This window comes from Streptococcus oralis subsp. oralis (assembly GCF_000960035.1).
GTDB lineage: Bacteria > Bacillota > Bacilli > Lactobacillales > Streptococcaceae > Streptococcus > Streptococcus oralis_G.
In genome coordinates this window covers 836,344-856,807 of record NZ_JYGR01000005.1, presented here as the reverse complement: position 1 = coordinate 856,807, position 20,464 = coordinate 836,344, and the positions used below count along the sequence as shown (strand labels likewise).

General features: G+C 42.1%; 22 protein-coding genes. 20 read left to right on the top strand and 2 right to left on the bottom strand.

Features of this window, described 5'->3' with window-relative positions; genetic code table 11:
* Positions 1 to 117 precede the first annotated feature (117 nt).
* The 3 genes from TZ92_RS07420 (at position 118) to TZ92_RS07410 (ending at position 4,775) form a co-directional block, all read left to right on the top strand.
* Positions 118 to 2,664, top strand: a complete 2,547-nt coding sequence (locus TZ92_RS07420; protein ID WP_033629903.1) for a M1 family metallopeptidase — start codon at positions 118 to 120, stop codon at positions 2,662 to 2,664.
* 109 nt (positions 2,665 to 2,773) lie between these two features.
* The gene (gene ciaR, locus TZ92_RS07415; protein WP_000590630.1) at positions 2,774 to 3,448 is read left to right on the top strand and encodes a two-component system response regulator CiaR; all 675 of its coding nucleotides are present in this window, start codon (positions 2,774 to 2,776) and stop codon (positions 3,446 to 3,448) included.
* Positions 3,438 to 4,775, top strand: a complete 1,338-nt coding sequence (locus tag TZ92_RS07410) for a sensor histidine kinase (RefSeq protein WP_033629902.1) — start codon at positions 3,438 to 3,440, stop codon at positions 4,773 to 4,775. The genes ciaR and TZ92_RS07410 overlap by 11 nt, the downstream gene beginning before the upstream one ends.
* Before the next feature lie 64 nt (positions 4,776 to 4,839).
* Here the strand turns inward: TZ92_RS07410 and TZ92_RS07405 are convergent, their stop codons facing one another.
* Positions 4,840 to 5,124: a DUF3270 domain-containing protein gene (locus TZ92_RS07405; protein ID WP_033629901.1), complete on the bottom strand. Its 285-nt coding sequence runs from the start codon at positions 5,122 to 5,124 to the stop codon at positions 4,840 to 4,842.
* Positions 5,125 to 5,508: 384 nt separating this feature from the next.
* Between TZ92_RS07405 and TZ92_RS07400 the strand changes: the two genes are divergently transcribed.
* The 9 genes from TZ92_RS07400 to TZ92_RS07360 all read left to right on the top strand — a co-directional run bounded on the left by TZ92_RS07400 (position 5,509) and on the right by TZ92_RS07360 (position 13,565).
* Positions 5,509 to 6,564 carry an ABC transporter permease gene (locus TZ92_RS07400; protein WP_033629900.1) on the top strand — a complete coding sequence of 352 codons (1,056 nt, stop codon included), beginning with the start codon at positions 5,509 to 5,511 and terminating at the stop codon, positions 6,562 to 6,564.
* A gap of 13 nt (positions 6,565 to 6,577) precedes the next feature.
* Entirely contained in the window at positions 6,578 to 7,258 is a 681-nt protein-coding gene (locus tag TZ92_RS07395) for an ABC transporter ATP-binding protein (protein ID WP_033629899.1), read from the top strand.
* A 125-nt stretch (positions 7,259 to 7,383) separates the two neighbouring features.
* Positions 7,384 to 8,313, top strand: coding sequence for a peptidase U32 family protein (locus tag TZ92_RS07390; RefSeq protein WP_033629898.1), 930 nt, complete (start codon positions 7,384 to 7,386; stop codon positions 8,311 to 8,313).
* Between the two features lie 105 nt (positions 8,314 to 8,418).
* On the top strand, positions 8,419 to 9,102 hold the full coding sequence (rpiA, locus tag TZ92_RS07385) for a ribose-5-phosphate isomerase RpiA (protein ID WP_033629897.1): 684 nt from the start codon (positions 8,419 to 8,421) through the stop codon (positions 9,100 to 9,102).
* Positions 9,103 to 9,125: 23 nt separating this feature from the next.
* On the top strand, positions 9,126 to 10,337 hold the full coding sequence (locus TZ92_RS07380; protein WP_033629896.1) for a phosphopentomutase: 1,212 nt from the start codon (positions 9,126 to 9,128) through the stop codon (positions 10,335 to 10,337).
* 1 nt (position 10,338) lies between these two features.
* Positions 10,339 to 10,899, top strand: a complete 561-nt coding sequence (locus TZ92_RS07375) for a DUF1697 domain-containing protein (RefSeq protein WP_033629895.1) — start codon at positions 10,339 to 10,341, stop codon at positions 10,897 to 10,899.
* Entirely contained in the window at positions 10,896 to 11,705 is an 810-nt protein-coding gene (locus TZ92_RS07370; protein WP_033629894.1) for a purine-nucleoside phosphorylase, read from the top strand. Before TZ92_RS07375 ends, TZ92_RS07370 begins: the two co-directional genes overlap by 4 nt.
* Positions 11,706 to 11,967: 262 nt before the next feature.
* Positions 11,968 to 12,678: a purine-nucleoside phosphorylase gene (deoD, locus tag TZ92_RS07365; RefSeq protein ID WP_000022091.1), complete on the top strand. Its 711-nt coding sequence runs from the start codon at positions 11,968 to 11,970 to the stop codon at positions 12,676 to 12,678.
* 155 nt (positions 12,679 to 12,833) lie between these two features.
* Positions 12,834 to 13,565, top strand: coding sequence for an NAD-dependent protein deacylase (locus tag TZ92_RS07360; protein ID WP_033629892.1), 732 nt, complete (start codon positions 12,834 to 12,836; stop codon positions 13,563 to 13,565).
* Between the two features lie 199 nt (positions 13,566 to 13,764).
* Here TZ92_RS07360 and pavA read toward each other — a convergent pair whose 3' ends face one another.
* Positions 13,765 to 15,420, bottom strand: coding sequence for an Rqc2 family fibronectin-binding protein PavA (gene pavA / locus TZ92_RS07355; RefSeq protein WP_033629891.1), 1,656 nt, complete (start codon positions 15,418 to 15,420; stop codon positions 13,765 to 13,767).
* A gap of 104 nt (positions 15,421 to 15,524) precedes the next feature.
* On the opposite strand from pavA, the gene ybeY reads away from it, so the two are divergent.
* The 8 genes from ybeY to secG are packed head-to-tail and all read left to right on the top strand — an operon-like array spanning position 15,525 to position 20,400.
* A complete protein-coding gene (ybeY, locus tag TZ92_RS07350) occupies positions 15,525 to 16,022 on the top strand; it encodes an rRNA maturation RNase YbeY (protein ID WP_033629890.1) in 498 nt (165 codons plus the stop codon).
* Positions 16,003 to 16,398, top strand: a complete 396-nt coding sequence (locus tag TZ92_RS07345) for a diacylglycerol kinase family protein (protein ID WP_033629889.1) — start codon at positions 16,003 to 16,005, stop codon at positions 16,396 to 16,398. Before ybeY ends, TZ92_RS07345 begins: the two co-directional genes overlap by 20 nt.
* A 16-nt stretch (positions 16,399 to 16,414) precedes the next feature.
* Positions 16,415 to 17,314: a GTPase Era gene (era, locus tag TZ92_RS07340; protein ID WP_000143274.1), complete on the top strand. Its 900-nt coding sequence runs from the start codon at positions 16,415 to 16,417 to the stop codon at positions 17,312 to 17,314.
* Positions 17,315 to 17,362: 48 nt separating this feature from the next.
* Positions 17,363 to 18,187, top strand: coding sequence for a DNA-formamidopyrimidine glycosylase (gene mutM, locus TZ92_RS07335; RefSeq protein WP_033629888.1), 825 nt, complete (start codon positions 17,363 to 17,365; stop codon positions 18,185 to 18,187).
* Entirely contained in the window at positions 18,187 to 18,792 is a 606-nt protein-coding gene (coaE, locus tag TZ92_RS07330; protein WP_033629887.1) for a dephospho-CoA kinase, read from the top strand. The genes mutM and coaE overlap by 1 nt, the downstream gene beginning before the upstream one ends.
* Complete coding sequence (pmrA, locus tag TZ92_RS07325; protein ID WP_033629886.1) at positions 18,779 to 19,987, top strand: multidrug efflux MFS transporter PmrA; 1,209 nt, start codon at positions 18,779 to 18,781, stop codon at positions 19,985 to 19,987. The genes coaE and pmrA overlap by 14 nt, the downstream gene beginning before the upstream one ends.
* The gene (gene rpmG, locus TZ92_RS07320; protein ID WP_007519517.1) at positions 19,978 to 20,127 is read left to right on the top strand and encodes a 50S ribosomal protein L33; all 150 of its coding nucleotides are present in this window, start codon (positions 19,978 to 19,980) and stop codon (positions 20,125 to 20,127) included. The genes pmrA and rpmG overlap by 10 nt, the downstream gene beginning before the upstream one ends.
* Positions 20,128 to 20,166: 39 nt before the next feature.
* Positions 20,167 to 20,400, top strand: coding sequence for a preprotein translocase subunit SecG (secG, locus tag TZ92_RS07315; RefSeq protein WP_000282517.1), 234 nt, complete (start codon positions 20,167 to 20,169; stop codon positions 20,398 to 20,400).
* Positions 20,401 to 20,464 lie beyond the last annotated feature (64 nt).

Below are 20,464 nucleotides of genomic sequence, written 5' to 3'. Positions count from 1 at the left end.
TTAGTAGAAAGAAAGTTTTGGAAATCACCGTCCAATCCTTTTTTCTTAAGCAAAACATGATATAATAAGTTTGTTTGAATAAGAGTAAAACTCTTAAACTTAGAATAGGAGAAAACTATGCAAGCAGTAGAACATTTTATTACCCAATTTGTTCCTGAACATTATGATTTATTTTTAGACTTGAGTCGTGAGACCAAGACCTTTTCTGGGAAGGTGACCATCACTGGTCAAGCGAAAAGTGACCGTATTTCCCTTCACCAAAAAGACTTGGAAATCGCTTCTGTAGAAGTTGCGGGTCAAGCTCGTCCATTTACAGTTGATCATGACAATGAAGCCCTTCATATCGAACTGGCTGAGGTCGGTCAAGTTGAAATGGTCATCACCTTTTCAGGAAAAATCACAGACAACATGACAGGGATTTACCCATCTTACTACACAGTTGATGGTGTCAAGAAGGAAGTCTTGTCTACACAGTTTGAAAGCCACTTTGCGCGTGAAGCCTTCCCATGTGTGGATGAACCTGAAGCCAAAGCAACCTTTGATCTCTCTCTACGTTTTGACCAAGCAGAAGGTGAAGTAGCCTTGTCAAATATGCCTGAGATTGATGTGGAAAACCGCAAGGAAACAGGCATATGGAAGTTTGAAACGACACCTCGTATGTCTTCTTACTTGTTAGCTTTTGTTGCTGGTGACTTGCAAGGGGTGACTGCTAAAACCAAGAATGGTACTCTCGTAGGAGTATACTCAACCAAAGCTCATCCCCTATCTAACCTTGATTTCTCACTGGACATCGCCGTTCGCTCAATTGAGTTCTACGAAGACTACTACGGAGTTAAGTACCCAATCCCTCAATCACTTCACATCGCCCTTCCTGACTTCTCAGCAGGTGCCATGGAAAACTGGGGTCTTGTAACCTACCGTGAAGTTTACTTGGTTGTGGATGAGAACTCAACCTTTGCTAGTCGTCAACAAGTGGCCCTAGTTGTAGCACATGAGTTGGCTCACCAATGGTTTGGGAACCTCGTTACTATGAAATGGTGGGATGACCTCTGGCTCAATGAAAGCTTCGCTAACATGATGGAATACGTCTGTGTCGATGCCATCGAGCCAACTTGGAATATCTTTGAAGACTTCCAAACAGGTGGTGTGCCGGGAGCACTTAAACGTGATGCGACTGATGGCGTTCAGTCTGTCCACGTCGAAGTCAAACACCCAGACGAAATCAATACCCTCTTTGACGGAGCTATCGTCTATGCCAAAGGAAGCCGTCTCATGCACATGCTTCGTCGTTGGCTCGGCGATGCGGATTTTGCTAAAGGTTTGCATGCCTACTTTGAAAAACACCAATACAGCAATACCATCGGTCGTGACCTTTGGAATGCTCTCGGACAAGCATCAGGTCGTGATGTTGCAGCCTTCATGGATTCTTGGTTGGAGCAACCTGGTTATCCAGTTCTCACTGTCAAAGTTGAAAATGATGTCTTGAAGATTTCACAAAAACAATTCTTTATCGGTGAGCACGAAGACAAGAACCGTCTCTGGGTGGTGCCACTGAACAGCAACTGGAAAGGCTTGCCAGATACACTCGAAACTGAAAGTATCGAAATCCCTGGCTATGCAGCTCTTCTTGCTGAAAACAAAGGAGCTCTTCGTCTCAATACTGAAAATACGGCCCACTACATTACAGACTATCAAGGAGACTTGTTAGAAGCTGTTCTTGCTGAGCTAGAAACACTTGATAACACAAGTAAACTTCAAATCGTTCAAGAACGTCGTTTGTTGGCTGAGGCAGGACACATTTCTTATGCTGACTTGCTCCCAGTCCTTGATAAACTTGCTAAGGAAGAGTCCTACCTTGTGGTTTCAGCTGTTTCTCAAGTGATTTCTGCCCTTGAGCGCTTTATCGATGAAGGAACAGAAACTGAGAAAGCCTTTAACAGTCTGGTTGCTAAATTGGCTCGTCACAACTATGACCGTCTTGGTTTTGAAGCCAAAGATGGTGAATCAGATGAAGACGAATTGGTTCGTCAGCTGACCATTTCCATGGTGATTCGCTCCAATGATGCAGAAGCTAGTCAAGTCGCTAGCCAAATCTTTGTAGCTCACAAGGAAAATCTTGCAGGACTTCCAGCAGCAATTCGTGCTCAAGTTCTTATCAATGAAATGAAACACCATGAGACCAAGGACTTGGTCGCAACTTATCTGGACCTCTACACTCATGCGACAGATGCTGTTTTCAAACGCCAGTTAGCAGCTGCTCTAGCCTACAGTACAGATGCTGACAATATCCAAACCTTGATTAGTTCATGGAAGGACAAATTTGTGGTGAAACCACAAGACCTTTCTTCATGGTACCTCCAATTCCTCGGACACCAAGCGACTCAAGAAACTGTCTGGGTATGGGCGCGTGAAAACTGGGCTTGGATTAAGGCAGCCCTTGGTGGTGACATGAGCTTTGACAGCTTTGTCATCTTCCCATCACATATCTTTAAAACAGACCAACGCTTGGCAGAGTACAAGGAATTCTTTGAGCCACAGCTCTCTGACCTTGCTCTTAGCCGTAACATTCGCATGGGGATCAAGGATATCGCAGCGCGTGTTGACTTGATTAAGCGTGAAAAAGCAGCAGTAGAAGCTGTTGTAGCCCAATATGCCAAAGCGTAATTCGTTCGAAATGTAAACAAAAACTCAACTTTCTATCTGAAAAGAAGAGAGAGTTGAGTTTTTTTTAAGGCAATTTTGGTATAATAATCATAACAAGGAGGAGTTTCTGATGATAAAAATCTTATTAGTAGAAGATGACCTGGGTCTGTCAAACTCAGTATTTGACTTTTTGGATGATTTTGCAGATGTCATGCAGGTTTTTGATGGAGAAGAAGGTCTCTACGAAGCAGAAAGTGGCGTTTATGACTTGATTTTGCTTGACCTGATGTTGCCTGAAAAAAATGGCTTCCAAGTCTTGAAAGAGTTGCGCGAAAAAGGAATTACCACACCAGTCCTTATCATGACGGCCAAAGAAAGTTTGGATGACAAGGGACATGGTTTTGAGTTGGGAGCGGATGACTACCTTACCAAACCTTTCTATCTAGAAGAACTCAAAATGCGGATTCAAGCCCTTCTCAAACGTTCAGGTAAGTTTAACGAAAACACCTTGACCTATGGAGATATTGTCGTCAACCTTTCAACGAATGAAGTGAAAGTGGAAGATACTCCTGTGGAACTACTCGGAAAAGAGTTTGAGTTATTGGTTTACTTCCTTCAAAATCAAAATGTCATTCTTCCCAAGACACAAATTTTTGACCGTCTATGGGGGTTTGATAGCGATACGACGATTTCCGTTGTAGAAGTCTATGTCTCAAAAGTTCGTAAGAAATTGAAGGGAACAGCCTTTGCTGAAAATCTTCAAACCTTGCGTAGTGTCGGGTATATTTTAAAAGATGTTCAATAAACTAAAAAAAACATGGTATGCGGATGATTTCAGCTATTTCATTCGAAACTTTGGAGTGTTCACCCTGATTTTCTCTGCTATGACCTTGATTATCCTCCAGGTCATGCACTCGAGTCTCTACACTTCTGTAGATGAAAAACTCCAAGCACTTAGTAGTAGTCCCCAAGCTGTTATCCAGTTAGCCCTGAATCGGGCAACTGAAGAGGTCAAGGATATTCAACCAGCAACTGCGGATGCCAGCAAGGCTGAAATCAAGCCCAATGTCAGCTCCAATACGGAAGTCTTGCTCTTTGACAAGGATTTTAACCAACTCTTACTGGGCAATCGCTTTTTAGGCTTGGACAAAATCAAGCTGGACAAAAAAGAGTTGAATCACATTCGCCAAATCCAAGTTGTCAATAGCTACGGTCAGGAAGAAACCTATCGGATGATTTTGATGGAAACCAACCCTTCCTCCGTATCAAGTAACGTCAAGTATGCGGCGGTTTTAATCAATACCAGCCAGCTCGAGCAAATCAGCCAAAACCACGAGCATTTAATTGTTGTAGTGATGGCTAGTTTCTGGCTCCTGTCTTTAATTGCCAGTGTTTACTTGGCACGCGTCAGTGTCAAACCCTTGCTGGAAAGCATGCAAAAGCAGAAGTCCTTTGTTGAAAATGCGAGTCACGAACTGAGAACGCCTTTGGCCGTTTTACAAAATCGTTTAGAAAATCTCTTTCGAAAACCAGAGGCAACGATTATGGAATCCAGCGAAAGTATCGCTTCCAGTCTTGAAGAAGTTCGCAACATGCGCTTCCTCACGACCAATCTTCTCAATCTTGCACGTCGTGATGATGGAATTAAACCAGAAATAGCAGAAGTATCACCACAGTTCTTTAAGACGACCTTTGCTAACTATGAGTTGATTGCTTCTGAAAATGATCGTATTTTTGAGTATGAAAATCGGATTTATCGTCCCTTCATGACCGATCAGTTGCTCCTAAAACAGCTCATGACCATCTTATTTGACAATGCCATCAAGTATACCGAAGAAGATGGGAAAATTGAGTTTGTAGTCCATGCTACAGATCGTCACCTCTATCTAACAGTAACGGATAACGGAATTGGAATCTCAGCTACTGACAAGAAGAAAATCTTTGACCGCTTTTACCGTGTGGACAAGGCGAGAACCCGTCAGAAAGGTGGCTTTGGTCTTGGACTATCTTTGGCCAAGCAAATCGTAGATGCCTTACGAGGAACGATTAGCGTGAAAGATAACAAACCTAGAGGAACGATTTTTGAAGTTAAGATTGCCATCCAATCTCCTTCAAAACGTAAGAATAAATAAAAAAGACAGTTATATAACTGTCTTTTTTGATAACTAGAAAAGAGGTTGGTAGTAGTACCAACCTTTATTTTAAAATCTTTTGTTTAATAATCTTTCGTTGAAGTTGTAAAAGTGCGAAGCTTGTTGCCATAGCAGCGACAAAGGATAAAGCTGTATTTAATTTTATAGCTAAAAAGATAAAACTAAATAGTGCCATAAAAATACAGAAACAAGCGATATTTACAAAAAATAAAATCTCTTTTAGGTTAGGGCCGACTGGGGCTTCAGGTGTGTAATCTTGGTAAAGCGGAGTTTGTTTCGATTCGGGAGCTTGTTCAAACTCATAAGCTTCTAGTTTTCTTGCGGGCATGATTCTCTCCTTAACAGTACATAACTATTTTATCATTTTTTATGCAGAGAATTATTACAGAATTGTTACAAAACTACTAAAGTCTCTTATCAACTTCTAAGTCGCTCTCTTGACACCTACAAGGGAAAATGGTAGCATGGATGTTACACTTAAAACAGATGACCTAACCTTTTCTATTATAAATATACTGAGAAAGGAAAGGATAACTTATATAAATTGATAGCAAGCTGAGGCTTTTTCCTAAGATGATTTGTTGAGTTGCTACCTGGATACTTTTGAAGAGTATTGGTAGGAGTTGTTTTGAATGGATGGAAGGACAGAGATTCTGTCTATTGGACTGGGTGGCTTTTTGCTACCTCTGGGGAAAAGTTAAAGGAGATAAGCATGTATCTTGCTATCAAAGAAATAGTACGAAACAAACTTCGATATAGTTTGATTCTAACTACCATTTTTCTTATCGCTTTTATGGTCTTTTTTATGACCAGTCTAGCTCTTGGTCTTGTGCGAAACAACCGAGCAGCTATTGATAATTGGCAAGCAACGGGTGTTGTTTTATCCGACTACGCAAATGATAATTTGACAGCATCCTTTATTCCTGAAAAGGACTACAAGGATAAGAGTTCTGAAGAGGCTGCTCCATTGGGCTATATGTTTGCTGTAACCAATCTAGTCGATGGTAGTGAAAAAGTCAATGTTTCCATTTTTGCTCAAGACTGGGACGCTTTTATCTCACCTAGTTTGACGGAGGGTCGTTATCCTGAAGGAGATGATGAGGTTGTTGTGGATCAGTCTTTTGAGAACTATGGGATGAAGCTAGGCGACGCCATTCAGCTTAATGGAAGCGAGGCAAGTTACAAGATTGTAGGCCTGACTCAAGGAAATAAATTTTTCACTGAGCCTGTTGTCTTTACGAGTCTGACGACTTATTGGACCTTACAAGGAACCTTGAAAGCCAATCGTTCCATCTCTGCCTTGGTATTGAAAAATGACATAGAAGTGTCTGGCGATGGACTGAAACAGATTTCCATTCCAAAAATGATATCAAAAATTCCTGGTTACACACCTCAGGTGAATGTATTTTCAGGAATGATTCTTGCTATGATTGTCATTACAGGCTTGATTGTGGGGATTTTTGTTTATATCATTACCATCCAAAAACTAGGTCTTTATGGAATAATGCGGGCTCAAGGGATACAGATCAAAACCATTGTATGGTCTCTATTCTGTCAAATCTTCCTCCTAGCTGGTATGGGGATTGCTTTAGCCTTGCTGGCAATCGGAGGAGTGATTTTAGTCTTACCAGCTACCTTCTTTTTCTATCCAAGTTGGATAGCCTACTCTGTCCTAAGCTTGGTAATTTCCTTGATGGCCCTTCTAGGTGGTGTCATTTCACTTCCACGCTTGTTAAAGGTGGACCCGATTACTGCGATTGCAGAATGATAAGGAGAATAGTATGACAGCATTGATTGAAATGAATCAAGTGACAAAAACCTACTGGGAAGGAAAGATGAGAGTCGTAGCCCTGCATGAGACGAATTTTCAGCTAAATGCGGGAGAGTTCGTAGCTATTGTTGGGCCTTCAGGTTCTGGAAAGACGACCTTTCTAACAACTCTAGGACAACTACAGGAAGCTTCGAGTGGAAAGATTCTAGTCAAAGGGAAGGAAACAGGCAGTTTAACGGAGAAGGAAAAAACAGACCTCCGTTTTAGAGAGTTTGGTTTCATTCTCCAGGCTTCAAACCTAATTCCGTTTCTAACGGTCAAGGAACAGCTGGATTTGATTGACAAACTGGATAAGGGGAAAAATAGTAAAAGTGACCGAAAAGAGCTCTTTGACTTGTTGGATTTGGAAAAAGTAAAAGATCAGTATCCCAAGGCTCTATCGGGTGGCGAACGTCAACGTGCGGCGATAGCTAGAGCGCTCTATAACAATCCAAGCATCGTGCTTGCAGATGAGCCGACAGCCAGTCTAGACACCGAGCGTGCTTACCAAGTAACGGAGATGTTGGCTGCCATTGCTCATGAACAAGGCAGAGGAGTTGTCATGATTACGCATGATACACGCCTTCTTGATAAGGTTGACCGTATTTATGTCATGAATGATGGCCACCTAGTTGAAGAAACACATGCATAAAATAGAGTGAATGGTACAAGTTACTGTTCACTTTTTTGATTGGGAAAGATAGAAACAAGTTTAACTTTTTGTGAAACTCTCAGTATTCATAGCTGATTTTTGAGAAATGTGGTATAATTTTTCTTATGGAAAAGATTATCATTACAGCAACTGCTGAAAGTATTGAACAAGTTGAACAGTTACTCGAAGCTGGCGTAGACCGTATCTACGTTGGTGAGAAAGATTTTGGACTTCGTCTGCCAACAACCTTTAGTTATGAAGAGTTACGCACCATCGCTAAGCTGGTTCATGAAGCAGGTAAGGAATTGATTGTCGCGGTTAATGCCCTCATGCACCAAGATATGATGGACCGTATCAAGCCATTCCTAGACTTCTTGGAAGAAATTAAGACAGACTATATTACTGTTGGGGATGCAGGTGTCTTTTACGTTGTCAATCGCGATGGTTATTCCTTTAAGACCATCTACGATGCTTCAACCATGGTGACAAGTAGTCGTCAGATTAACTTCTGGGGTCAAAAGGCTGGCGCATCTGAGGCGGTTTTGGCGCGTGAAATTCCATCTGCTGAACTCTTCAAGATGCCTGAGATTTTGGAAATTCCTGCTGAAGTATTGGTTTATGGGGCTAGTGTCATCCACCATTCTAAGCGTCCGCTCTTGCAAAACTACTATAACTTTACGCACATCGATGATGAAAAGACACGTAAACGTGATCTCTTCTTAGCAGAACCGAGTGACCCTGAGAGCCATTACTCTATCTTTGAAGATAATCATGGTACCCACATCTTTGCAAATAACGACCTTGATTTGATGACCAAATTGACAGAATTGGTGGAGCATGGTTTTACTCACTGGAAACTTGAGGGACTTTACACCCCAGGTCAGAATTTTGTAGAGATTGCTAAACTCTTTATTCAAGCGCGTGGCTTGATCCAAGAGGGGAATTTCGGCCATGACCAAGCTTTCTTGTTAGATGAGGAAGTGCGCAAGTTACACCCTAAAAACCGTTTCCTCGACACAGGATTCTATGATTACGATCCTGATATGGTTAAATAGGACACCAAAACCCGAAATAAAAATGTTCGGGTTTTTCAAGTGTATTCATGAAATAAAAACGGATACATGTTATAATAAAAGTAGCTCTTTAATGGAGGTGTTTAAGTGGAGAATCTGAAAAAGATGGCAGGTATCAAGGCTGCTGAGTTTGTCAAGGATGGTATGGTTGTTGGACTCGGTACTGGATCAACTGCCTACTATTTCGTAGAAGAAGTAGGTCGTCGGATCAAGGAAGAAGGTTTGCAGATTACTGCTGTGACAACTTCCAGTGTGACTAGTAAACAGGCTGAAGGACTTAACATCCCGCTCAAGTCGATTGATCAAGTAGACTTTGTCGATGTGACGGTTGACGGGGCGGATGAAGTAGATAGCCAGTTCAATGGGATCAAAGGCGGAGGTGGTGCCCTTCTGATGGAGAAGGTTGTGGCAACGCCCTCAAAAGAATACATTTGGGTGGTAGATGAAAGCAAACTAGTAGAGAAACTAGGTGCTTTTAAATTGCCAGTAGAAGTGATTCAGTATGGTGCAGAACAGGTCTTTCGTCGGTTTGAGCGAGCTGGCTACAAACCAAGTTTCCGTGAAAAAGACGGCCAACGTTTTGTGACCGATATGCAGAACTTTATCATTGACCTAGCCTTGGATGTCATTGAAGATCCGATTACTTTCGGACAAGAATTGGACCATGTCGTTGGTGTCGTAGAGCATGGCTTGTTCAACCAAATGGTGGATAAGGTCATCGTAGCGGGACGAGATGGTGTTCAGATTCTAACTTCAACAAAAGCAAACTAATCAAAAAAATAAGGAGACAGACTATGTCAAAATTTAATCGTATTCACTTGGTGGTACTGGATTCTGTGGGAATCGGTGCTGCACCAGATGCCAATAACTTTGTCAATGCAGGGGTTCCAGATGGAGCTTCTGACACACTAGGACACATTTCCAAAACAGTTGGTTTGAATGTGCCAAATATGGCTAAAATCGGTCTAGGAAATATTCCACGTGAAACTCCTCTAAAGACTGTACCAGCTGAAAGTAATCCAACAGGTTATGCAACAAAATTGGAAGAAGTATCTCTAGGTAAGGACACCATGACTGGTCACTGGGAAATCATGGGACTCAACATTACCGAGCCTTTCGATACTTTCTGGAACGGATTCCCAGAAGAAATCCTGACAAAGATCGAAGAATTTTCAGGACGTAAGGTCATTCGTGAAGCCAACAAACCTTACTCAGGTACAGCTGTTATCGATGATTTCGGACCACGTCAAATGGAAACTGGGGAGTTGATTATCTATACTTCAGCTGACCCTGTTTTGCAAATTGCTGCCCACGAAGACATCATTCCTTTGGATGAATTGTACCGTATCTGTGAATACGCTCGTTCGATTACACTTGAACGTCCTGCCCTTCTAGGTCGTATCATTGCCCGTCCGTATGTTGGTGAACCAGGTAACTTCACTCGCACAGCAAATCGTCGTGACTTGGCCGTTTCCCCATTTGCACCAACTGTTTTGGATAAATTGAATGACGCTGGCATCGATACTTATGCTGTTGGTAAAATCAACGATATCTTTAACGGCGCGGGTATCAATCATGACATGGGCCACAACAAGTCAAACAGCCACGGAATTGATACACTATTGAAGACAATGGGACTTGCTGAATTTGAAAAAGGATTCTCCTTCACAAACTTGGTGGACTTTGATGCCCTTTACGGCCACCGCCGCAATGCTCATGGTTACCGTGATTGCTTGCATGAGTTTGATGAACGCTTGCCTGAAATTATCGCAGCTATGAGAGAGGATGACCTTCTCTTGATTACTGCTGACCATGGAAATGACCCAACCTATGCAGGAACAGACCACACTCGTGAATATATTCCACTTTTAGCTTACAGCCCTAGCTTTAAGGGAAATGGTGTCATTCCAGTTGGACATTTTGCAGATATCTCAGCGACAGTTGCGGATAACTTTGGTGTGGAAACTGCCATGATTGGTGAAAGTTTCTTAGATAAATTGGTATAAGATGACGCGCTATGCTTTACTGGTAAGGGGCATTAATGTCGGTGGGAAGAATAAGGTTGTTATGGCGCAACTTCGTCAAGAACTGACAGAGTTGGGACTGGAAAAAGTTGAAACCTACATCAACAGTGGCAATATTTTCTTTACTTCGACAGATGACAAAGCCCAATTGGTTGAAAAGTTAGAGGCTTTCTTTGAAATCCATTATCCATTTATTCAGAGCTTTTCTTTGCTGAGTCTTGAGGACTTTGAAGCGGAAATTGAAAATCTACCTGAATGGTGGACCAAAGATTTGGCACGAAAGGATGTTCTCTTTTACACTGAGGGATTGGATGTGGCTCAAGTCATTGAGAAAGTTGAAAGTTTGGAACTAAAAGATGAAGTGGTTCATTTTGGAAGACTTGGGATTTTTTTGGGGAAATTTTCTGAAGAATCCTACTATGCAACTGCCTATCACAAGCACTTGCTCAAGATGCCTTTTTATTGCCACATCACCATTCGCAATGCAAAAACCTTTGACAAAATCGGTCAAATGTTAAAAAATAATAAAGGAGATACACAATGACATTTTTAGATAAAATCAAGGAAACAGCTGCTTTCCTGAAAGACAAGGGAATCCAAGCGCCTGAGTTCGGTCTAATCCTTGGATCAGGACTTGGAGAATTGGCAGAAGAAATCGAAAATCCAGTTGTAGTAGACTATGCAGATATCCCAAACTGGGGCCGTTCGACAGTAGTCGGTCACGCTGGGAAATTGGTATATGGTGACCTTTCAGGCCGCAAGGTCTTGGCTCTTCAAGGACGCTTCCATTTCTATGAAGGCAATCCTCTTGAGGTCGTGACTTTCCCAGTACGTGTAATGAAAGTCCTCGGTTGTGAAGGTGTCATTGTAACCAATGCAGCTGGCGGTATTGGTTTCGGTCCTGGTACCTTGATGGCTATCTCAGACCATATCAACATGACGGGTCAAAATCCATTGATGGGTGAAAACTTGGATGATTTTGGTCCACGTTTCCCTGATATGTCTAAAGCCTACACACCGGAATACCGTGCTACTGCCCATGAAGTGGCTAAGAAACTTGGTATCAAGCTTGATGAAGGTGTCTATATTGGTGTAACAGGTCCGACTTATGAAACTCCAGCAGAAATCCGTGCCTATAAGACATTGGGAGCAGATGCAGTTGGTATGTCCACTGTTCCTGAAGTGATTGTGGCAGCCCACTCAGGCTTGAAAGTTCTAGGAATTTCATGTATCACTAACCACGCTGCTGGTTTCCAAGAAGAACTCAACCACGAAGAGGTTGTGGAAGTAACGGAACGTGTCAAAGGCGACTTCAAAGGCTTGCTTAAAGCGATTCTTGCTGAATTGTAATGAATACTTATTATAGAAAGGTAGAGTGAAGTGTTCTAATTTGAACACGAGCGGAAAACTTTTCTAAAACATTGAAAGGTAGGGTAGTTTGGTTTTGAATTGAACCCGAGCTATTCTCCTATTTATTATCAAAATTAAGAAAGAAAGGAATTGAACCCACCCTAAAAGCAGTGGGAAAAAGATAGTTGGTCTAGCGAGCATCGCTCACTGCGCCCAACTCCTATTTTCCCTTCGCTTTTTGACGGGTTTGGTATCTTATATTATGTCTATCCATATTGCTGCTCAGCAGGGTGAAATTGCTGATAAAATTCTTCTTCCTGGGGATCCTCTTCGTGCGAAATTTATTGCGGAAAACTTCCTTGAAGATGCTGTTTGTTTTAACGAAGTGCGTAACATGTTTGGTTACACTGGTACTTACAAGGGTCACCGTGTATCGGTCATGGGAACTGGGATGGGGATGCCATCCATTTCGATTTATGCGCGTGAGTTGATTGTGGACTACGGTGTAAAGAAATTGATCCGTGTGGGAACTGCGGGTTCGTTAAACGAGGATGTTCATGTCCGTGAATTGGTTTTGGCGCAAGCAGCTGCAACCAACTCAAACATCATCCGCAACGACTGGCCACAGTACGATTTCCCACAAATCGCTAGTTTTGATTTGCTGGACAAGGCCTACCATATCGCCAAAGAACTTGGTATGACAACCCACGTTGGGAATGTTTTGTCATCAGATGTCTTTTACTCAAACTACTTTGAAAAGAACATCGAGCTTGGTAAATGGGGAGTTAAAGCTGTGGAAATGGAAGCAGCAGCTCTTTACTATCTTGCTGCCCAACACCACGTTGATGCTCTTGCAATCATGACTATTTCTGATAGCTTGGTCAATCCAGATGAAGACACTACTGCAGAAGAACGCCAAAATACCTTCACTGATATGATGAAGGTCGGATTGGAAACCTTGATTGCAGAGTAATCAGAGAATAGATTTTCAATTACATTAGTTACAAGAACTGTTGTAAGTGTTTTATTTTCAATATCTTAGCAATGATAAAGAAAGAGTTGAAAATCAGATTGCTTGGAGCGATTGGTTTTCAACTTTTTTAGAGTGTAAAATACAAGGAGAATAGGATGGATAAAATAGAACAATTACAAGACTTGATTGATAAAAGCCACAGAATAGTCTTTTTCGGAGGAGCAGGAGTGTCAACCGAGTCTAATATCCCAGATTTTCGTAGTTCAGATGGAGTTTATAGTCATCAGTTAGGCCGTCATTTTACGGCAGAAGAACTTGTTTCTCGGACCATGTTTGAGCGCTATCCAGAAGATTTTTTTGACTTCTATAAAAGATACCTGATTTATCCAGAAGCCAAGCCTAATGCTGCTCATACTTATCTAGCTGCTTTGGAAAAGACAGGTAAGCTAAAGGCTGTTGTGACACAAAATATCGATAGTCTTTATGAAATGGCTGGCTCCCAGAAGGTCTTTAAATTGCATGGGAGTGCGGACCGAAATTACTGCCTAGGTTGTCATCGTTTCTATGACTTAACTGCCTTTCTGGCCCTCGAGGGACCTGTTCCCCACTGCTTAGACTGTGGTAAGGTGGTCAAGCCTGACGTGACCTTGTATGAAGAATCACTTGATATGGATGTCTTTAGCCAAGCTGCACAAGCTATTCGGCAAGCAGACTTGCTGATTATTGGTGGGACTTCCTTGGTTGTTTATCCTGCAGCTAGCCTAGTAAACTATTTTTCTGGGACAAATCTGGTTGTTATCAATAAAACCAGTATTCCACAAGACAGCCAAGCTACATTGGTCATTGAATGCAAGATTGGGAAAGTCTTTTCGAAATTGAGACAATAAAAGAATTTTAGAAGATAGCAACAAAATCTTGTTACTTGAAAGAGAAAACTATCTCATTTACTGACCACTATATCGCTCTTTGAGAGTTATTAAAAACTGGCTGAGAAAATCAAAACACCTTCACAAATATGATGAAGGTTGGTTTGGAAACCTTGATTACAGAGTAAAATGTAAAAGAAAATCCTGATTTCATTTGAAATCAGGATTTTTTCATGGATGCGATTTTTTCTGGGTCTGGTGTGACACGAAGGGTCTTTTGTCCTGTATAGGTCACAAAGCCGGGTTTGCCACCAGTTGGTTTGTTGAGTTTTTTGACTTCTATCATATCAACCTGCACGAGATTTGACAGACGTCCCTTGGAGAAGTAGGCAGCTAGCTCCGCTGCATCTGTCTTAACTTCGTCAGAAGGATTAAGATTTCCTGAGATGACGACATGGCTTCCAGGGATGTCCTTGGCATGGAACCAAAGTTCCTCCTTGCGAGCCATTTTAAAGGTTAGTTCCTCGTTTTGCAGGTTATTGCGTCCGACATAGATGATGGTCTTGCCATCGCTCGCCAGATATTGTTCTGGTTTTTTGCGCTTGTGGATTTTCTCTCGCTGTCTTCTACGGATAAAGCCTGTTTGGATCAATTCTTCACGGATTTCAGCGATTTCCTCCAGCCCTGCTTGATTGAGCACAGTCTCGACACTTTCTAGATAAAGAATGGTGGCCTTGGTTTCTTCAATCAGTTCAGTCAGGTATTTGACAGCTTCTTTGAGTTTCTGGTAACGTTTAAAATAGCGCTGGGCATTCTGACTGGGAGTCAAGGCCTTATCAAGCGCAATCGTAATAGGCTGGTTGGTGTAGTAGTTGTCCAAGACAACCTGATCTTGGTCATTGGGTACTTGGTGGAGGAAGGTTGTCAGCAACTCGCCCTTTTGACGAAATTCCTCAGCATTGTCTGTCGCCAGTAACTCTTTTTCTTGTTTTTTGAGTTTGTGGCGATTTTTCTGAAGTTCATTTTCAACACGGCGAATAAGTTCACTGGCTTGCTGTTTGACGCGATCGCGCTCTGCCTTGTCCTTATAGTAGATGTCCAGCAAGTCAGAAAGACTGGTAAAAGGCTCTCCCACCTGATTTGCAAAAGGAACTGGGCTGAAAGAAGTCTTCGTTAGGAAAGGCTTGGTTTCTTGCCCGAAGAAGTTTCGGAAAGTAGACAGTTTATCACTGACAAGAATGCTTTCCAATTCATTTGCTGTATCGCGTCCCAGACCTTGAAAGAGACTTTGAAGATTTTTAGTTGTTAATTCCTGTGTTTGCAGGATTTCAAAGAGTTTCTCATCCTTGGCTGTAAAAGGATTGAGAGATTCGGTACTTGGGGGAGCGATATAGGTCGATCCGGGGAGCAAGGTGCGGTAGCTGTTTTGTGAAAAACCAACGTGTTTGATGACTTCGAGGATTTTATGGCTACTTTTATCCACGAGGAGAATATTGCTGTGTTTGCCCATGATTTCGATAATGAGAGTCGCCTGGATATGATCCCCAATCTCGTTTTTATTGGAAACCGTGATCTCCACGATACGGTCGTTTTCGACTTGCTCAATGGACTCAATCAGGGCACCCTGCAAATACTTCCTCAAAACCATGATAAAGGTAGAAGGTTGGGCTGGATTTTCAAAGGTCGTTTGGGTCAGCTGAATGCGTCCAAAAACGGGATGAGCTGAAAGGAGCAGGCGATGGCTTTGGCGATTGCTGCGGATTTGCAAGACCAATTCTTGTTCAAAAGGTTGATTGATTTTCTGGATGCGACCATTGACTAACTCTCTTCGCAATTCCTCAACCATGTGGTGTAAAAAAAATCCGTCAAATGACATCGTTCTCTCCTTGTGATTGTATTCCATAGTATTATATCAAAAAGGTAGAATAAAATCATGGAAATATGGTATAATAAAGCCAAGTAAAGAGAATCGAGAAGTACATGTATATTGAAATGGTAGATGAAACTGGTCAAGTTTCACAAGAAATCTTGCAACAAACCCAAGAAATTTTGGAATTTGCAGCCCAAAAAATAGGAAAAGAAGACAAGGAGATGGCAGTCACTTTTGTGACCAATGAGCGTAGTCACGAACTCAACCTCGAGTACCGTGATACGGATCGTCCGACAGATGTCATCAGCCTTGAATATAAACCGGAATTGGACATTTCCTTTGATGAGGAAGATCTGCTTGAAAATCCTGAATTGGCAGAGATGATGTCTGAGTTTGATGCCTATATTGGGGAACTTTTCATCTCTATCGATAAGGCTCATGAGCAGGCTGAGGAATACGGTCACAGCTTTGAGCGTGAGATGGGCTTCTTGGCAGTACACGGCTTTTTACATATCAACGGCTACGATCACTACACTCCGCAAGAAGAAGCGGAGATGTTCGGTTTACAAGAAGAAATTTTAACAGCCTATGGACTCACAAGACAATAAACGAAAATGGAAAAATCGTGACCTGATTTCTAGTTTAGAATTTGCCCTGACAGGCATTCTGACTGCCATCAAGGAAGAACGCAATATGCGAAAGCATGCAGTGACGGCTCTAGTGGTCATCCTTGCAGGTTTTGTTTTTCAGGTGTCACGGATCGAATGGCTCTTTCTCCTAATGAGCATTTTCTTGGTGGTAGCGTTTGAAATTATTAATTCTGCTATCGAAAATGTGGTGGATCTAGCCAGTCACTATCACTTTTCTATGTTGGCAAAGAAAGCCAAGGACATGGCGGCAGGAGCCGTACTTGTGGTTTCCCTTCTTGCTGCGATGATTGGTGCACTTATCTTTCTCCCACGCATTTGGGATTTACTATTTTAAACGATAAGAGGAAAATATGACATTTAAATCAGGCTTTGTAGCCATTTTAGGACGTCCCAATGTTGGGAAGTCAACATTTTTGAATCACGTCATGGGGCAAAAGATTGCTATCATGAGTGATAAGGCGCAAACAACGCGCAATAAAATCATGGGGATTTACACCACGGATAAGGAGCAAATCGTCTTTATCGACACACCTGGGATTCACAAGCCTAAGACGGCTCTTGGAGATTTCATGGTGGAATCTGCCTACAGTACTCTGCGTGAAGTGGATACTGTTCTATTCATGGTGCCAGCTGATGAGCCACGTGGCAAGGGTGACGATATGATTATCGAACGTCTTAAAGCTGCAAAAGTTCCCGTAATTTTAGTAGTTAATAAAATTGATAAGGTTCATCCGGATCAACTTTTGGCACAAATCGATGATTTCCGTAATCAAATGGACTTCAAAGAGATTGTACCCATTTCAGCTCTTCAGGGAAATAATGTCTCACGTTTAATTGATATTCTCAGTGAGAATTTAGAAGAAGGTTTTCAATATTTCCCTGCTGATCAAATTACAGACCACCCAGAGCGCTTCTTGGTTTCAGAAATGATTCGTGAGAAGGTTCTTCATTTGACACGTGAAGAGATTCCACACTCAGTTGCTGTAGTGGTTGACTCTATGAAACGGGATGAAGAGACAGACAAGGTTCACATCCGTGCAACCATCATGGTGGAGCGAGATAGCCAAAAAGGCATTATCATCGGAAAAGGTGGCGCTATGCTCAAGAAAATTGGGACTATGGCCCGTCGTGATATCGAACTCATGCTAGGGGATAAGGTTTTCCTAGAAACTTGGGTCAAGGTTAAGAAAAACTGGCGAGATAAAAAGCTAGATTTGGCTGATTTTGGCTATAATGAAAAAGAATACTAAGTAGAGGTGGGCTCATGCCTGCTTCTTGTTTTTACAGAAGGAGGATTTATGCCTGAATTACCTGAGGTTGAAACCGTTCGACGTGGCTTAGAAAAATTGATTTTGGGAAAGAAGATTTCTAATATAGAGATTGCTTATCCTAAGATGATCAAGACAGATTTGGACGAGTTTCGAAAGGAAGTGCCTGGCCAAGTAATTGAGTCCATGGGACGCCGTGGCAAATATTTGCTTTTCTATCTAACAGACAAGGTCTTGATTTCCCATCTGCGAATGGAGGGAAAGTATTTTTACTATCCGGATCAGGTTCCTGAACGCAAGCATGCCCATGTTTTCATTGAGTTCGAAGATGGAGGCACGCTTGTTTATGAGGATGTACGCAAGTTTGGTACCATGGAACTGCTGGCCCCCGACCTATTGGAAGCCTACTTTGTTTCTAAAAAATTAGGGCCTGAGCCAATAGAGCAGGACTTTGATTTGCAGGTCTTTCAAGCTGCCCTAGCCAAGTCTAAAAAGCCTATCAAATCCCATCTCCTAGACCAAACCTTGGTCGCTGGTCTTGGCAATATCTATGTGGATGAGGTCCTCTGGCGAGCTCAGGTCCATCCAGCTAGACCTTCCCAGACTTTGACGGCAGAAGAAGCGTCAGCTATTCATGACCAGACCATTGCTGTTTTGGGACAGGCAGTCGAAAAAGGTGGCTCGACCATTCGCACCTATACCAATGCCTTTGGGGAAGACGGGACCATGCAGGATTTTCATCAGGTCTATGATAAGACTGGTCAGGCATGTTCACGCTGTGGCACCATCATTGAGAAATTTCAGCTCGGTGGAAGGGGAACTCATTTTTGTCCTCAGTGTCAAAGGAGGGACTGATGGGGAAAATCATTGGAATCACAGGAGGAATTGCCTCTGGTAAATCAACTGTGACAAATTTTTTGAGACAGAAAGGTTTTCAAGTGGTGGATGCCGACGCAGTCGTCCATGATCTACAAAAACCTGGGGGTCGCCTTTATCAGGTCTTAGTCCAGCACTTTGGACAGAAAATCATCTTAGAAAATGGAGAACTCAATCGTCCTCTCCTAGCTAGTCTCATATTTTCAAATCCTGAAGAGCGGGAATGGTCTAAGCAAACCCAAGGGGAGATTATTCGTGAGGAACTGGCAGCATTGCGTGACCAGTTAGCCCAGACAGAAGCGATTTTTTTCATGGATATTCCCCTACTTTTTGAACAGGGATATGCCAACTGGTTTGATGAAACGTGGCTGGTCTATGTGGATCGAGATGTTCAGGTGGAACGTTTTATGAAACGGGATCATCTTTCTAAGGAAGTCGCCGAGTCTCGTCTTTCCGCCCAGTGGTCTTTAGAAGAAAAGACAAAATTGGCGAGTCGTATACTAGATAACAATGGCAGTCGTGATCAGCTTGTAAGTCAAGTAGTCAAGTTACTTGAAGGAGGCGATAGCTGTGCAAGAGATTAGTTGGAAAGAGAATCTTCGTGTCGCCTGGTTTGGTAGTTTTCTAACTGGGGCCAGTATATCCTTAGTCGTCCCTTTTATGCCTATCTTTGTGGAGCAGTTGGGAATAGAGCAGGATCAAGTTGCTTTCTATGCTGGATTAGCCATTTCTGTTTCAGCTGTCTCCGCAGCTTTAGTTTCTCCGATCTGGGGAATTCTTGCTGACAAGTACGGTCGAAAACCCATGATGATTCGAGCAGGCCTTGCCATGACTATCACAATGGGAGGTTTGGCCTTCGTGCAGAATATCTATTGGCTAATCTTTCTTAGATTACTAAATGGTGTATTTACAGGTTTCGTACCAAATGCGACGGCTTTAATAGCCAGTCAAGTTCCTAAGGATAAGTCTGGCTATGCTTTGGGAACTTTATCAACGGGAGTAGTAGCTGGAACTCTAACGGGCCCCTTTGTTGGGGGCCTGGTTGCTGAAATTTTTGGTATTCGAAATGTTTTTCTGTTGATTGGTGGCTTCTTGTTTTTAGCTGCACTCTTAACCATTTTCTTTATCAAGGAGGATTTTCAGCCAATAGCTAAGGAGAAAGCAATACCAACAAAGGAATTGTTCGCTTCAATCAAGCACTCTCATCTTTTGATTAGTTTATTTTTGACTACCTTTGTCATACAATTTTCAGCTCAATCCATTGGTCCCATTCTGGCTCTCTATGTGCGGGACTTAGGGCAGAACGAAAATCTCCTCTTCGTCTCAGGCTTGATTGTATCTAGTATGGGATTTTCTAGTATGATGAGCGCTGGAGTGATGGGAAAGCTTGGTGATAAGCTAGGGAATCATCGACTTTTGATAGTTGCACAGATGTATTCAGTTCTCATCTACCTTCTTTGTGCCAGTGCGACCAGTCCTCTTGAACTCGGTTTGTATCGTTTTCTCTTTGGTTTAGGAACGGGCGCTCTGATACCAGGTATCAATGCCTTGCTTAGTAAAATGACTCCCAAAGCTGGCATTTCAAGGATTTTTGCCTTTAACCAAGTCTTTTTCTACCTTGGAGGTGTTGTTGGCCCTATGACTGGTTCAGCAGTCGCGGGGCAATGTGGCTACCACTCTGTTTTTTATGCGACGGCTGCTTGTGTGGCTTTTAGTTGTTTATGTAACTTAGTTCAATTTAGATCATTATTAAAAGTAAAGGAAATCTCGTGCGAGTAAAAATTAATCTCAAATGCTCCTCTTGTGGTAGCATGAATTATCTAACTAGTAAGAACTCAAAAACCCATCCAGACAAGATTGAAGTTCTAAAATATTGTCCAAAGGAAAGAAAAGTAACTTTACATCTTGAATCTAAGTAGAATTTATGGTAAAATAATAGGGATTTTAAGGAGTTTGATATGTATAACCTATTATTAACCATTTTATTAGTATTATCTGTTGTGATTGTGATTGCGATTTTCATGCAACCAACCAAGAACCAATCCAGCAATGTATTTGATGCCAGCTCAGGTGATTTGTTTGAACGTAGTAAAGCGCGTGGTTTTGAAGCTGTGATGCAACGTTTGACAGGTATTTTAGTCTTTTTCTGGCTAGCCATTGCCTTAGCATTGACGGTATTATCAAGTAGATAAGAAATGGGCGAGACTAGGTCTTAGCCTATTTTTATTTTTAACGACACTTACAAAGTTATCAATC

Excerpts from the sequence above, each read along its gene's own strand:
- TZ92_RS07420 (WP_033629903.1), top strand. The coding sequence starts at position 118 with ATGCAAGCAGTAGAACATTTTATTACCCAATTTGTTCCTGAACATTAT.
- era (WP_000143274.1), top strand. The coding sequence starts at position 16,415 with ATGACATTTAAATCAGGCTTTGTAGCCATTTTAGGACGTCCCAATGTT.
- TZ92_RS07390 (WP_033629898.1), top strand. The coding sequence starts at position 7,384 with ATGGAAAAGATTATCATTACAGCAACTGCTGAAAGTATTGAACAAGTT.
- TZ92_RS07410 (WP_033629902.1), top strand. The coding sequence starts at position 3,438 with ATGTTCAATAAACTAAAAAAAACATGGTATGCGGATGATTTCAGCTAT.
- TZ92_RS07375 (WP_033629895.1), top strand. The coding sequence starts at position 10,339 with ATGACGCGCTATGCTTTACTGGTAAGGGGCATTAATGTCGGTGGGAAG.
- TZ92_RS07345 (WP_033629889.1), top strand. The coding sequence starts at position 16,003 with ATGGACTCACAAGACAATAAACGAAAATGGAAAAATCGTGACCTGATT.
- TZ92_RS07370 (WP_033629894.1), top strand. The coding sequence starts at position 10,896 with ATGACATTTTTAGATAAAATCAAGGAAACAGCTGCTTTCCTGAAAGAC.
- ybeY (WP_033629890.1), top strand. The coding sequence starts at position 15,525 with ATGTATATTGAAATGGTAGATGAAACTGGTCAAGTTTCACAAGAAATC.
- pavA (WP_033629891.1), bottom strand. The coding sequence starts at position 15,420 with ATGTCATTTGACGGATTTTTTTTACACCACATGGTTGAGGAATTGCGA.
- coaE (WP_033629887.1), top strand. The coding sequence starts at position 18,187 with ATGGGGAAAATCATTGGAATCACAGGAGGAATTGCCTCTGGTAAATCA.
- deoD (WP_000022091.1), top strand. The coding sequence starts at position 11,968 with ATGTCTATCCATATTGCTGCTCAGCAGGGTGAAATTGCTGATAAAATT.
- TZ92_RS07405 (WP_033629901.1), bottom strand. The coding sequence starts at position 5,124 with ATGCCCGCAAGAAAACTAGAAGCTTATGAGTTTGAACAAGCTCCCGAA.
- TZ92_RS07380 (WP_033629896.1), top strand. The coding sequence starts at position 9,126 with ATGTCAAAATTTAATCGTATTCACTTGGTGGTACTGGATTCTGTGGGA.
- TZ92_RS07360 (WP_033629892.1), top strand. The coding sequence starts at position 12,834 with ATGGATAAAATAGAACAATTACAAGACTTGATTGATAAAAGCCACAGA.
- ciaR (WP_000590630.1), top strand. The coding sequence starts at position 2,774 with ATGATAAAAATCTTATTAGTAGAAGATGACCTGGGTCTGTCAAACTCA.
- secG (WP_000282517.1), top strand. The coding sequence starts at position 20,167 with ATGTATAACCTATTATTAACCATTTTATTAGTATTATCTGTTGTGATT.
- TZ92_RS07395 (WP_033629899.1), top strand. The coding sequence starts at position 6,578 with ATGACAGCATTGATTGAAATGAATCAAGTGACAAAAACCTACTGGGAA.
- mutM (WP_033629888.1), top strand. The coding sequence starts at position 17,363 with ATGCCTGAATTACCTGAGGTTGAAACCGTTCGACGTGGCTTAGAAAAA.
- TZ92_RS07400 (WP_033629900.1), top strand. The coding sequence starts at position 5,509 with ATGTATCTTGCTATCAAAGAAATAGTACGAAACAAACTTCGATATAGT.